Origin of the sequence: Burkholderia contaminans, from assembly GCF_029633825.1 — a bacterium.
Lineage (GTDB): Bacteria > Pseudomonadota > Gammaproteobacteria > Burkholderiales > Burkholderiaceae > Burkholderia > Burkholderia contaminans.
This window is the reverse complement of sequence record NZ_CP090640.1, coordinates 3,127,027-3,140,052: the sequence shown is the minus strand read 5'-3', so window position 1 is coordinate 3,140,052 and position 13,026 is coordinate 3,127,027. Positions and strand designations below refer to the sequence as shown.

The 13,026-nt window shown below is 67.3% G+C and carries 12 protein-coding genes; 7 read left to right on the top strand and 5 right to left on the bottom strand.

The window, feature by feature from the left end; translation table 11 throughout:
- Window positions 1-148: 148 nt before the first annotated feature.
- On the bottom strand, window positions 149-910 hold the full coding sequence (locus LXE91_RS14615) for a hypothetical protein (protein WP_039357870.1): 762 nt from the start codon (window positions 908-910) through the stop codon (window positions 149-151).
- A gap of 134 nt (window positions 911-1,044) precedes the next feature.
- On the opposite strand from LXE91_RS14615, the gene LXE91_RS14610 reads away from it, so the two are divergent.
- From LXE91_RS14610 to LXE91_RS14600, 3 genes are all read left to right on the top strand, one after another.
- Window positions 1,045-2,481: an aldehyde dehydrogenase family protein gene (locus LXE91_RS14610; RefSeq protein ID WP_039357871.1), complete on the top strand. Its 1,437-nt coding sequence runs from the start codon at window positions 1,045-1,047 to the stop codon at window positions 2,479-2,481.
- A 123-nt stretch (window positions 2,482-2,604) separates the two neighbouring features.
- Window positions 2,605-3,795: an NAD(P)H-dependent flavin oxidoreductase gene (locus tag LXE91_RS14605; RefSeq protein ID WP_039357872.1), complete on the top strand. Its 1,191-nt coding sequence runs from the start codon at window positions 2,605-2,607 to the stop codon at window positions 3,793-3,795.
- A gap of 65 nt (window positions 3,796-3,860) precedes the next feature.
- Complete coding sequence (locus tag LXE91_RS14600) at window positions 3,861-4,502, top strand: OmpW/AlkL family protein (RefSeq protein ID WP_039357873.1); 642 nt, start codon at window positions 3,861-3,863, stop codon at window positions 4,500-4,502.
- A 75-nt stretch (window positions 4,503-4,577) separates the two neighbouring features.
- Here the strand turns inward: LXE91_RS14600 and LXE91_RS14595 are convergent, their stop codons facing one another.
- Window positions 4,578-4,781 carry a DUF1289 domain-containing protein gene (locus LXE91_RS14595; RefSeq protein WP_039357874.1) on the bottom strand — a complete coding sequence of 68 codons (204 nt, stop codon included), beginning with the start codon at window positions 4,779-4,781 and terminating at the stop codon, window positions 4,578-4,580.
- 424 nt (window positions 4,782-5,205) lie between these two features.
- On the opposite strand from LXE91_RS14595, the gene LXE91_RS14590 reads away from it, so the two are divergent.
- From LXE91_RS14590 to LXE91_RS14575, 4 genes are all read left to right on the top strand, one after another.
- Window positions 5,206-6,300: a polyamine ABC transporter substrate-binding protein gene (locus LXE91_RS14590; protein ID WP_039357875.1), complete on the top strand. Its 1,095-nt coding sequence runs from the start codon at window positions 5,206-5,208 to the stop codon at window positions 6,298-6,300.
- An 86-nt stretch (window positions 6,301-6,386) separates the two neighbouring features.
- Window positions 6,387-7,547: an ABC transporter ATP-binding protein gene (locus tag LXE91_RS14585; protein WP_039357876.1), complete on the top strand. Its 1,161-nt coding sequence runs from the start codon at window positions 6,387-6,389 to the stop codon at window positions 7,545-7,547.
- Entirely contained in the window at window positions 7,544-8,470 is a 927-nt protein-coding gene (locus tag LXE91_RS14580; protein ID WP_039357878.1) for an ABC transporter permease subunit, read from the top strand. Before LXE91_RS14585 ends, LXE91_RS14580 begins: the two co-directional genes overlap by 4 nt.
- Window positions 8,467-9,288, top strand: a complete 822-nt coding sequence (locus tag LXE91_RS14575) for an ABC transporter permease subunit (protein ID WP_039357879.1) — start codon at window positions 8,467-8,469, stop codon at window positions 9,286-9,288. The genes LXE91_RS14580 and LXE91_RS14575 overlap by 4 nt, the downstream gene beginning before the upstream one ends.
- Window positions 9,289-9,465: 177 nt before the next feature.
- Here LXE91_RS14575 and LXE91_RS14570 read toward each other — a convergent pair whose 3' ends face one another.
- Genes LXE91_RS14570 through LXE91_RS14560 form a run of 3 tightly spaced genes read right to left on the bottom strand, consistent with a single transcriptional unit; the run spans window position 9,466 to window position 12,877 of the window.
- Window positions 9,466-10,272 (bottom strand): sulfite exporter TauE/SafE family protein, encoded by an 807-nt coding sequence (locus LXE91_RS14570; RefSeq protein ID WP_039357880.1) that lies wholly within the window; start codon window positions 10,270-10,272, stop codon window positions 9,466-9,468.
- 18 nt (window positions 10,273-10,290) lie between these two features.
- Complete coding sequence (locus LXE91_RS14565; RefSeq protein WP_039357890.1) at window positions 10,291-11,958, bottom strand: bifunctional protein tyrosine phosphatase family protein/NAD(P)/FAD-dependent oxidoreductase; 1,668 nt, start codon at window positions 11,956-11,958, stop codon at window positions 10,291-10,293.
- A gap of 34 nt (window positions 11,959-11,992) precedes the next feature.
- Window positions 11,993-12,877: an MBL fold metallo-hydrolase gene (locus tag LXE91_RS14560; protein ID WP_039357892.1), complete on the bottom strand. Its 885-nt coding sequence runs from the start codon at window positions 12,875-12,877 to the stop codon at window positions 11,993-11,995.
- Between the last annotated feature and the right edge of the window lie 149 nt (window positions 12,878-13,026).

Sequence of the window (13,026 nt, the reverse complement as noted above, 5' to 3'; positions counted from 1 at the left end):
CGGGAACGGAAAGTGCGGGAGCGCGTGAGGAGCGACGCGGGAGGACGCGGCCGGGGAACGGCCGCCGGGCGCCGTGCACGCCGTGAAGCGGGCCCGTTGCCGGGCCCGCCGCAGCCGGGCGCGCGGGCCGGGCTGCCGATGAGCGAACTCAGGTCGTCGTGTGCGTGGCGCGCGCGATCGAGCGGATGCTGCGCTCGACGCGGATCAGGATGATCAGCACCGCGAGCGACACGAACGAATACAGTGCGACGAGCGCGGCGACGCCCGCGTAGCGCGCGGTCTGGCCGTTCTCCGCAGCAGTTTCTTCCGCGGCCTTCGTCTCGTTGTCGATCGCGGTCCGGCGTGCGTCGTAGCGCTGCGAGAAGTCGCGCATGACCGCCGACACGACGTCGGTGTACGCCTGCTCCCGCGCATATTCGTCGCCGTGACGGGTGACCTTCTTCTTGACGCTGGCTGCGACGTCCGGGCGCGACAGCACCTTGTCGAGATACGCGATCTGCTGCTCGTAATACGCGACTTCCGGATGGCCGTCGTCATTGAGCACGCGCTGGAACGACGGCTCGTATGCATCACGATCGACCGCGTAATCCGGCGACAGGGCGGCCCGGCCATGCTTCTGCACGATGCCAGACAGTTGCGTCGACAGGCGCAGCGCGGGCGACGCACCGTCGTCCTTGGCTGCCGCGCCGTCGGCGGCCGGCGCGGCCTTGGCGGGCGCATCGTTCTCCCACGCAAACGATGCAGGATCGACCTGGATGGCCGAATCGACCTTCGGCGGTTTCGACAGGCGCGCATCGAGTGCGACCGCGCCGAATATGACCCCGCCGATCAGGACTGCGGTCGCGAACAACAGCACGATCACGCGCAGTACCTGAAGATAGCCGCCCTCGATTCTGGTCAGGATGCTCAAGGCATTCTCCTTTCTTATGATGATTGAGGCGCCGAGGCTAAAGACCTTTCTAATGGCTGTCAATCGTCACGCCGGGTCACACCGGCGGACCGAAACGCTCGCTAGAATGTCGGCTTTCCTGGAGGCGGAAAGCGATGAAAATCTACGACCAGTTCTATATCGACGGCGCGTGGCGCAAACCGGCCGGCACCGGCACGATCGACGTGATCGACTCGGGCACCGAGGCCGTGATCGGCCGGATTCCGGAAGGCGTCGCGTCCGACGCGCAGGACGCGATCCGCGCGGCGCGCGCAGCCTTCGACGCGTGGGCGGCCACGCCGCCCGCGACGCGCGCCGGCTACCTGCGCAGGATCGTCGAGCATCTGCAGGCGCGCAGCGAGGAGCTTGCGCAGTCGATCACCGGCGAAGTCGGGATGCCGATCAAGCTGTCGCGCGCGATCCAGGTCGGCGGCCCGATCTACAACTGGAAGGCATACGCGAAGCTCGCCGAATCGTTCGAATTCGAGGCACAGGTCGGCAACTCGCTCGTCGTGCGCGAGCCGGTCGGTGTCGTCGCGGCGATCACGCCCTGGAACTATCCGCTCAACCAGGTCACGCTGAAAGTCGCGCCGGCGCTCGCGGCCGGCTGCACGGTCGTCCTGAAGCCGTCCGAAGTCGCGCCGCTGAACGCGTTCATGCTCGCCGAAGCGATTCACGAAGCCGGGCTGCCGCCCGGCGTGTTCAATCTCGTGTGCGGCTATGGCCCGGTCGTCGGTGAAGTGCTGGCCACCGATCCGGACGTCGACATGGTGTCGTTCACGGGCTCGACGCGTGCCGGCAAGCGCGTGGCCGAGCTGGCGGCCGCGAGCGTCAAGCGCGTTGCACTCGAGCTGGGCGGCAAATCGGCGTCGGTGATCCTCGACGATGCCGATTTCGCGACGGCGGTGAAGGGCACGGTCAACGCGTGCTACCTGAACGCGGGGCAGACCTGCTCGGCGCACACGCGCATGCTGGTGCCGGAAGCGCGCTACGACGAGGCGCGCGCGATCGCGAAGGCGGCGGCCGAAACCTACGTCGCCGGCGATCCGCGGCAGGACGCGACGCGCCTCGGTGCGCTCGCATCGGCCGCACAGCAGCAGCGTGTGCAGGACTACATCCAGCGCGGGATCGACGAAGGCGCCGAACTCGTCACGGGTGGCACGGGCCTGCCGGAAGGGCTCACGAAGGGCTTCTTCGTGAAGCCGACCGTGTTCGGCCGCGTCGATCCGAAATCGACGATCGCGCAGGAGGAAATCTTCGGGCCGGTGCTGTCGATCATCACGTATCGCGATGAAGACGAGGCCGTGCGAATCGCGAACGATTCGCCGTACGGGCTCGGCGGCGCGGTATGGGCCGGCAGCGACGAACGCGCGATGGGCATCGCGCGCCGCATCCGCACCGGGCAGGTCGACATCAACGGCGGCGCGTGGAACATGGCCGCGCCGTTCGGCGGCTACAAGCAGTCGGGGCACGGCCGCGAGAACGGCGTGTACGGGCTCGAAGAATATCTCGAGTACAAGTCGATGCAGCTCAAGCCCGCGAAGCCGGCCTGAGCGTTTCTCGTGGCATGAGATGGAAACGGCACGCTTGCGTGCCGTTTTTTTCTTGACGGCCGTCAAGGTGCGCGTCGGTGGATCGTCGATCATCGCGGTTCCGATGTTCCGACGAGGTTTCAGATGACCGTACGCACTTCCTTTCCGCCGCTGACGATTCGCGGCCGCTCCTTGTTGCCCGTCGTGCAGGGCGGCATGGGCGTCGGCATCTCCGCGCACCGGCTGGCGGGCAGCGTCGCGCGCGAAGGCGCGGTCGGCACGATCGCGAGCATCGACCTGCGCCACCATCATGCGGACCTGCTCGCGCGTTGCCGCGCGCAACCCGATCGCGCGACGCTCGAGGCCGCGAACCTCGAGGCGCTCGCACGCGAGATCCGCCTCGCGAAGACCTACAGCGAAGGGCGCGGGATGATCGCGGTCAACGTGATGAAGGCCGTGAGCGCGCATGCGGACTACGTGCGGGCGGCGTGCGACGAGGGGGCGGACGCGATCGTGATGGGCGCGGGCCTGCCGCTCGACTTGCCCGATCTCACGCAAGGCTACGACATCGCGCTGATTCCGATCCTGTCGGACAGCCGCGGGATCGCGCTCGTGCTGAAGAAGTGGATGAAGAAGGGGCGCCTGCCCGATGCGATCGTGATCGAGCACCCGGCGCACGCGGGCGGGCACCTCGGCGTCACGCAGATCGACGACATGCACGACAGTCGCTTCGATTTCGCGCGCGTGCTCGACGAGACCGCCCAGGTGATGGCATCTCTCGGCATTGCGCGCGAAACGATCCCGTTGATCGTTGCGGGCGGGATCAACAGTCACGACACGGTGCGCGCGGCGTTCGACGCCGGCGCGAACGGCGTGCAGGTGGGGACGCCGTTCGCGGTGACGGAAGAGGGCGATGCGCATCCGCACTTCAAGCGCGTGCTGGCCGACGCGACGCCCGAGGACATCGTCGAATTCGTCAGCGTGACGGGGCTGCCCGCACGCGCGGTGAAGACGCCGTGGCTCGATCGTTACCTGCGCAACGAGACGCGCATCCGCACCAAGCTCGGCGCGCTGAAGCAGCGTTGCCCGACCGCGCTCGAATGCCTGAGCGTATGCGGCTTGCGCGACGGCATCGAGAAGTTCGGCCATTTCTGCATCGATACGCGGCTCGCGGCCGCGCTGCGCGGCGACGTGGCGAACGGGCTGTTCTTCCGCGGCCGCGAAGCGTTGCCGTTCGGCCGTGCGATCCGCAGCGTGCGCGATCTGCTCGACCTGCTGCTGACGGGCAGTGCGACCGAGCCTGCGGCAAACCGTCCCACGTTTACGCTGGCTTGACGGATATCAAGATAAGGAGAAGACCCTACAGGGAGAATGGAAACCATTCTTTGGGGGTCCGTACCATGCATAAAACGATTCGAACTTGTGTCACCGCTGCTGCCGTTGCAGCCGCTTTCGCCGCGATGCCTTCGCTGTCGCATGCGGCCTCGCCGGGCGACGGTATCAACCAGGGCGATGTCCTGGTCCGGCTGCGCGCGATCAGCATCCAGCCGAACGAACGCGCGAGCGATACGCTGGGCGCGCTCAACGTCGGCGTGAACAACGCGATCGTGCCGGAGCTCGACTTCACGTACATGATCCGCGACTACCTGGGCGTCGAGCTGATCCTCGGCACGTCGCGTCACCAGCTCACGTCGAGCATCGGCAATCTCGGCGGTGTGGGCGTGCTGCCGCCGACGCTGCTGCTGCAGTACCACTTCAACCATGCCGGCAAGGTGCGTCCGTATGTCGGCGCGGGCGTGAACTACACGTACTTCTACAACAACGGGCTCAACGTCGGCGGCGAGGGCGTGTCGATCAACAAGAGCAGCTTCGGCCCCGCGCTGCAGTTCGGCGTGGACGTGCAGTTGACGAAGAAGGTCTTCATGAACGTCGACGTGAAGAAGATCTGGATGAGTACCGATGCGACGCTCGGCGACAAGGGCATCGGCACGCTGCACATCGATCCGCTGATCGTCGGCGTGGGCGTCGGGATGAAGTTCTAGACGCGAAGGGAAAAGAACAGAGTTGGGGTTGGCGGCATGGCGGTCGGCATGCCGCTCTTTTTTTGCGCGGCGGATTTACAGCTTGTCGTACTGGAAGCGCATCGCGGTGCCTTCGCGCGAGATGCGCTCCCACACCACGCGCTTCTCTTCGTCGCTCAGGAACACCCAGTTCGACACTTCGGCGGCCGTGCGGCCGCAGCCCTTGCAGACTTCGTCGAAGAGGGTCGAGCACACGCCGATGCAGGGGCTGTCGGGCAGGTCGTGGAGATTGGAGGCCATCGGGAGGTTCACGCAGTCGAATCGTCAGCCGCCATTTTAATCCATCGCGGCCGATCGGCCGGGCGGAGGCGACCGGCGTGCCGTACGCGCGCCGGGGGCGTGTCGTCGCGGCCCGGCATCGGGCCCGGTCGCGCAGGCCGCTCGCGCGTCCGACCGGCGAACGCGGTCGCGCCGACGCCCGTTTTTCCCGGTGGACAGCCGCCGATTACCCGATAGAATTCCCCGGGAACGCCTCGCCGCACGGGCAGCCAGCCTGGCCGGCAGCGGGAATCTGTTCCGTTTGCGCGACACCGGCATGATTTTTTTGTGACGGGGCGCGAATGATGGTAGTTTTCGGGGTTTTCGAGGGGCGGCGCGCCAGAATGCGCCGTCATGACGAGGCAGACGGCAGCCGGACACACGGTCCGGCCGTAGGGAGAACGGGATGAAAGCAAAGGTAGTGGGCCGGTTCGCAGCGCTCGCGCTGTGCGTGGGTGCATCGGCGGCAGCGGCGAAGGATACGCAGCTCAATGTCTATAACTGGTCGGACTACATTGCGAAGGACACGATCCCGAACTTCGAGAAGCAGGCGGGTGTCAAGGTCCGCTACGACAACTACGACAGCGACGACACGCTGCAGGCGAAGCTGCTGACGGGCAGCTCGGGCTACGACATCGTCGTGCCGACCAGCAACTACGCGGGCAAGCAGATCGCCGCCGGCATCTTCGCGCCGCTCGACAAGTCGAAGCTGCCGAACCTCAAGTACCTCGATCCGCAACTGATGGCGCTCGTCGCCGGCGCCGATCCGGGCAACAAGTACTCGGTGCCCTGGGCGTACGGCACGACCGGTCTCGCATACAACCTGACGAAGGCGCAGCAGGCGCTCGGCAAGGTGCCGCTCGACAACTGGGACATCCTGTTCAAGCCGGAAAACATCGCGAAGCTGAAGACCTGCGGCGTGTCGGTGCTCGACGCACCCGACCAGATGTTCGCGGCGACGCTGCACTACATCGGCAAGGATCCGATGAGCACGAACCCGGCCGACTACAAGGCCGCGATGGACGTGCTGAAGAAGATCCGCCCGTACATCACGCAATTCAACTCGTCGGGCTACATCAACGACCTGGTCGGCGGCGACATCTGCTTCGCGTTCGGCTGGTCGGGCGACGTCGTGATCGCCAAGCATCGCGCGCTGGAAGCGAAGAAGCCGTACAAGGTCGAGTACTACATCCCGAAGGGCGGCGCCCCGGTGTGGTTCGACGTGATGGCGATCCCGAAGGACGCGAAGAACAAGGATGCCGCGCTGCAGTGGATCAACTACATCGAGGATCCGAAGGTGCACGCGGCGATCACGAACGCGGTGTACTACCCGAGCGCCAACGCAGAGGCCCGCAAGTACGTGCGGCCCGACGTCGCGAACGACCCGGCCGTCTATCCGCCGGCCGACGTCGTGAAGACGCTGTTCCTGCTCAAGCCGCTGCCGCCTGAAATCCAGCGTCTGCAGACGCGTCTGTGGACCGAGCTGAAGTCGGGCCGCTGACGCGAGCCGGAGTGAATCAGCAGTCATGAAGCCCCTGGTGCCCCCGGGGGCTTTGTTCGTTCAACGCAGGAGAGAAGCAGCACATCATGAATAGCCAGTCGGGTGCGCCGGTCGCGGGCGCGCCGTCCTCCGTTTCCTCCTCCGGCGCCGATGCGCGCGCCGAGTCCTTTGTCCAGATCGTCGACGTCGTCAAGAAATTCGGCGACACCGAAGCCGTGCGCAGCGTCAACCTGACCGTGCGCCAGGGCGAGCTGTTCGCGCTGCTCGGCAGCTCGGGCTGCGGCAAGTCGACGTTGCTGCGGATGCTCGCCGGCCTCGAGACGGTCACGTCGGGCAAGATCCTGATCGATGGCGAGGACCTCGCGCAGATGCCGCCGTACAAGCGGCCCGTGAACATGATGTTCCAGTCGTATGCGCTGTTCCCGCACATGTCGGTCGAGTCGAACGTTGCGTTCGGTCTCAAGCAGGAAGGCACGCCGAAGGCCGAGCTGAAGGCGCGCGTCGCATCGGCGCTGGAACTCGTGCAGATGAGCAAGTACGCGAAGCGCAAGCCGCATCAGCTGTCCGGCGGCCAGCAGCAGCGCGTCGCGCTCGCGCGCTCGCTGGTCAAGCGGCCGAAGCTGCTGCTGCTCGACGAGCCGATGTCCGCGCTCGACAAGCAGATCCGCCAGCGCACGCAGATCGAGCTCGTCAACATCCTGCAGAAGGTCGGCGTCACCTGCATCATGGTCACGCACGACCAGGAAGAAGCGATGACGATGGCCAATCGCCTCGCGGTGATGAGCGAAGGCCAGATCGTGCAGATCGGCTCGCCGAACGAAGTGTACGAATATCCGAACAGCCGCTTCTCGGCCGAATTCATCGGCTCGACGAACCTGTTCGACGGCGTGACCGTCGAGGACGAACCCGATCACGTGTACATCGAGTCGCCGGAGCTGCCGAGCCGGCTGTACGTGAGCCACGGGATCTCGGGCCCGCTCGGGATGCCGGTCACGGTGTCGGTGCGCCCCGAACGGATCGCGCTCACGCGCAAGCCGCCCGAAGGCGCGTTCAACTGGGCGCGCGGCCGCATCAGCAACGTCGCTTACATGGGCGGCTACTCGCTGTATCACGTGAAGCTCGACGGCGGCAAGACGGTGATCGCGAACGTGTCGAGCCTCGCGATTTCGGAGCTCGACACGCCGGCGCTCGGCGACGAGATCTACGTGCGCTGGAGCGCGACGGCCGGCGTGGTGCTGACGTCATGACCACGTTCAAGTCCATGCTTTCGTGGCCGGTGCGGCGCTTCAACCTGACGGGCGCCACGGCGGTCGTGGCTGGCCCGTTCACGTGGCTCGTGCTGTTCTTCCTCGTGCCGTTCGTGCTGGTCGTGAAGATCAGTTTCGCGGAGCTGCAGCTCGGCATCCCGCCGTATACGGAACTCGCGTCGTACGCGGACGGCGTCGTGCACGTCGCGCTGAACCTGTCGCACTACGCGTTCCTGTTCACGGACAGCCTGTATTTCGCGACCTACGTGAATTCGGTGTGGGTGGCCGCGATCACGACGCTGCTGTGCCTGCTGATCGGCTATCCGATGGCGTACTACATCGCGCGCTCGAACCCGGCGACCCGCAACCTGCTGATGATGGGCGTGATGCTGCCGTTCTGGACGTCGTTCCTGATCCGCGTGTATGCATGGATCGGCATCCTGAAGAACAACGGGCTGCTGAACAACTTCCTGATGTGGATCGGGCTCACGCATACGCCGATCGAGCTGTATCGCACCAACTACGCGGTGTACATCGGGATGGTCTATTCGTACCTGCCGTTCCTCGTGATGCCGTTGTATGCGCACCTCGTGAAGATGGACCTGCGCCTGCTGGAAGCCGCGTACGACCTCGGCGCCAGGCCGTGGAAGGCGTTCGTGCAGATCACGCTGCCGCTGTCGAAGAACGGGATCATCGCGGGCTGCCTGCTCGTGTTCATCCCGGCGGTCGGCGAGTACGTGATTCCCGAGCTGCTCGGCGGCGCGAACACGCTGATGATCGGCCGCGTGATGTGGAACGAGTTCTTCAACAACGCAGACTGGCCGATGGCGTCGGCGGTGACCTGCGCGATGGTGCTGCTGCTGCTCGTGCCGATGGCGATGTTCCAGCACTTCCAGGCGAAAGAGCAGGGAGGCCGTCGATGAAGCCGAATCGTTACCTGCAGTTCGCGGCGCTGTTTGCCGGCTTCGCGTTCCTGTATATCCCGATCATCAGCCTGATCGTCTATTCGTTCAACGAGTCGAAGCTCGTCACCGTGTGGTCGGGCTTCTCGTTCCGCTGGTACGCGGCGCTCGTCGAGGACGACGAACTGCTGACGGCCGCGTGGCTGTCGCTGAAGATCGGCGTGCTGACCGCGTTCGCGTCGGTGTTCATCGGCACGTGGGCCGGCTTCGTGCTCGCGCGGATGGGGCGCTTTCGCGGCTTCGCGCTGTTCAGCGGGATGATCAACGCGCCGCTCGTGATTCCCGAGGTGATCCAGGGGATCTCGCTGCTGCTGCTGTTCATCGAGCTCGCGAAGTGGATCGGCTGGCCGGCCGAGCGCGGTGTGTTCACGATCTGGCTCGGCCACGTGATGCTGTGCATCTCGTACGTCGCGATCATCGTGCAGTCGCGCGTGCGCGAGCTGAACCCGTCGCTGGAAGAAGCCGCGCTCGATCTCGGCGCGACGCCGCTGAAGGTGTTCTTCACGATCACGCTGCCGCTGATTTCGCAGGCGCTGATCGCGGGCTGGCTGCTGTCGTTCACGCTGTCGATCGATGATCTCGTGCTGTCGGCGTTCCTGTCGGGCCCCGGCTCGACGACGCTGCCGCTCGTGGTGTTTTCGCGCGTGCGGCTGGGGCTGAACCCGGAGATGAACGCGCTCGCGACGCTGTTCATCGTCGCGGTGACGGCCGGTGTCGTGATCGCGAACTTCGTGATGCTGCGCCAGGAACGCAAGCGGATGGCGGGGTTCGCGACCTGAGGTTCAGGTTGTGACCGCTGCGGTTAAAAAACGCCCGGTGCCGACGACGAGTCGGGCCGGGCGTTTTGTTTGGTGGCGCTGCGTGTGGATCGGCGCCGGTCAGTACGCGATTGCGACGGACGAGGGGCGTCGCGGGCGGGACGCGGGTTCGATTCCCGCGCCCGGTCGCGCGCCGCCTTACGCGCCGAACGCCGCCTTCGCCAAAAGCCCGAGCGCGACGCACACGAGCACGGCCGCGAACCCGGCCTGCACGTGCCGCGCGGCGAGGTGGCGCGACGCGCCGCGGCCGGCGGCCATGCCGAGCGCGGTCGCAACGGTGAACCACAGCGTCACGTCGAGCGGCGCGCGTGTGCCGGACAAGAGCGTGGCGAACACGCCGCCCGTGCCGACGAGCGCGATCACCATCAGCGACGTCGCGACGACGCCGTGCATCGACACGTTCGTGAATTTGCGCAGCATCGGCACGATCACGAAGCCGCCGCCGACGCCGAGCAAGCCCGTCATCAGACCCGTCATCGCGCCGGTCGATGCCAGCGCGACGCCCACGGGCCAGGACCACACGAGCCGGCCGGTATCGGGGTTGATGCGGCCGACGCACAGCGGCGACGCTTCCGCGTCGACCGGCGCATGCCGCAGCGCCTGCAACAACAGGCGGCCGGCAACGACCAGCATCGTCAGCGCGAACAACGCGAGCAGCAGGCGCTGCGGCAGCACGTGCGCAAGCCGCACGCCGAGCGTGGTCAGCGGCACGCCGGCCACGGCCATCAGCAACGCCGCGCGATAGCGCACGAGCCCGCGGCGGAAACCTTCGAGCGCGCCGAGGGCGGCGCTGCCGGCCACCGCGACGAGCGCGACGGGCGTGGCCTGCTGCATCGGCCAGCTCATGCCGACGACGAGCGCCGGCACCGCGAGGATGCCGCCGCCGGCGCCGGTCAGGCCGAGCACGGCGCCGACGAAACCACCGAGGACGAGGGAAATCAGCATGACGTCATCGGGCTCCGTTCAACGCACGATCGCGGGCTTCGCGAGCCATTCGCGGCCCTTGAGCATCGCCTTCCAGTAAAGCGGCGGCAGGATGCGCTCCTTCAGCAGCCACGCGAGCCGCGACGGACGCTTGCCGTCGATCAGCCACGCGGGGAAGGTCGGCGCGACCTTGCCGCCGTACAGGAATTCGGCGAGCACGATCTTGCCGCGCTCGACGGTGAGTGGGCACGACCCGTAGCCGTCGTACGCGGCGTCGCCGTGCGCGCGGCCGAGCGACGCGAGCAGGTTGTGCGCGACGACGGGCGCCTGCTTGCGGGCGGCCGCGGCCGTTTTCGCATTGGTCGTGTTGGTGGCGTCGCCGAGCGCGTAGACGTCCGGATACTGCTTGTGCCGCAGGGTCGCCGGATCGACGTCGATCCAGCCGGCCGTGTCGGCGAGCGGGCTCGAACGCACGAAGTCGGGCGCCTTCTGCGGCGGCACGACGTGAATCATGTCGAACGGACGCACGACGGTTTCCTTGCCGCCGTCCGGCAGTGCGCGTGTGAATGTCGCGCGGCGCGCGGGCCCGTCGATCGCGACGAGGTTGTGGCCGAACGACAGCGCGATGTCGTAGCTTTTCACGTATTCCATCAGCGCGGGCACGTAGTCGGCGACGCCGAACAGCGCGGCGCCCGCATTCAGGAACTCGACGTTCGCGGCTTCGAGTCGGCCCGCGCGCCGCCAGTGGTCGCACGACAGGTACATCGCCTTCTGCGGTGCGCCCGCGCACTTGATCGGCATCGGCGGCTGCGTGAAGAGCGCGTTGCCGCCGCGGAACGCGCGGACCAGCTCCCACGTGTACGGCGCGAGATCGTAGCGGTAGTTCGACGTGACGCCGTTGCGGCCAAGCGTGTCGGCCAGGCCTTCGATCGCGTGCCAGTCGAGCTTGAGCCCCGGGCACACGACGAGCTTGCGATACCCGATGCGGCGGCATCCGTCGAGCACGACCGTGTGCGCGTCGGGCTCGAAGCCCGCGACGGCGGCCTGGATGTGCTGCACGCCGCGCGGCAGCACGTCGGTCATCCGGCGCGCAGTGGTCCCGGGCTGGAACACGCCCGCGCCGACCATCGTCCAGCCAGGCTGGTAGTAGTGGACGTCGGCCGGATCGATCACGGCGATGTCGAGCGACGCATCGCGCGAGAGCAGGCTCGACGCGACCGCGATGCCGGCCGCGCCCGCACCGACGATCACGATGTCGTGCCGCGCGTCGACGGCCGGCGCCGCCTGCCTGCCGCCTTGCACGACCCGCGACGCGAGCGCGCGCAGGTCGTAGCCGGCTGCGCCGGCCGTCGCGACGATGTCGTTCAGCGGACGCAGGCCGGCTTGCGACAGCGCCCACAGCGTGGCCGAGCGCGTCCCGCTGCGGCAGTACGCGAGCACCGGGCCGTCGAGCGACGCGACGAGCGCGCCGAACTGCGCGGCCTGGTCGTCGGTCACCTTGCCGGTATCGACCGGCAGGTAATGCACGTCGATGCCGAGCGGCGCGGCGGCCGCGCGGATCTCGGTGACGGTCGGCTGGTCGGGGCCTTCGCCGTCGGGGCGGTTGCAGATGATCGCGCGAATGCCGGCCGCGTGAAGCGCGGGCAGGTCGGCCGCCGCGATCTGCGGCGAGACCGACAGCGTGTCGGTCAGCTTGCGGATGGTCATGTCGGGGTTCTCCGGATGGGGCGGGGCGTGTCGCTCAGATCGCGTCGAGCGGGATCTTCAGGTAGCGCACGCCGTTGTCTTCGGGCTCGGGCAGGTGGCCGGCGCGCATGTTGACCTGCACGGACGGCAGCATCAGCACGGGCATCGCGAGCGTGGCGTCGCGCGCGGTGCGCATCGCGACGAAATCGTCCTCGGTCACGCCGTCCTTCACGTGCACGTTCGCGCGGCGCTGCTCGGCCACGGTCGTCTCGAACTGCACGTCGCGGCCGCCCGGCTGATAGTCGTGGCACAGGTACAGGCGCGTGTCGGGCGGCAGGCCGAGCACGCGCGCGATCGAGCGGTACAGCGTGCGCGCGTCGCCGCCGGGGAAGTCGCAGCGGGCCGTGCCGTAGTCGGGCATGAACAGCGTGTCGCCGACGAATGCCGCGCGCTGCGCCGCGTCGTCGACGCAGTAGGTCATGCACGCGGGCGTGTGGCCCGGCGTGTGCAGCGCGCGGATCGTCAGCGCGCCGAGCGCGAGCGTGTCGCCGTCGTCGAGCAGCCGGTCGAACTGGCGGCCGTCCTGCGCGAAGCCGGGGCCTGCGTTGAACAGCGTGCCGAACACGTGCTGCACGCGGCGCACGTGCGAACCGATCGCGATCTGTCCGCCGACGTGTTCCTTCAGGTACGGCGCGGCCGACAGGTGGTCGGCGTGCACATGGGTTTCCAGCAGCCAGTGCACGTCGGCGCCGAGTTCGGCGACACGGGCGATCAGCCGGTCGGCGCTGGCCGTGCTCGTGCGGCCGGATTTGGGGTCGTAGTCGAGCACGCTGTCGATCAGCGCGCACGCGCGGCTCGCGGTATCGAGTAGCAAATAGCTGACGGTGTGGGTCGCCGGGTCGAAAAAGCCTTCGACCGACAGCGTGGTGGCATGGCTCACGGGGTGTCCTCGATCGGGTTCTGCAAGTGCAATCGGGATCTGTAACTCAAGAAGCGTGCCAGGTTGCAGCGCAGCCCCGGCCGATCTGCCAGGGACTTGATTCCGCTCGGATTTTCGGTGCGGCCGCCGTGATGCGCGGGCGTCGGCGG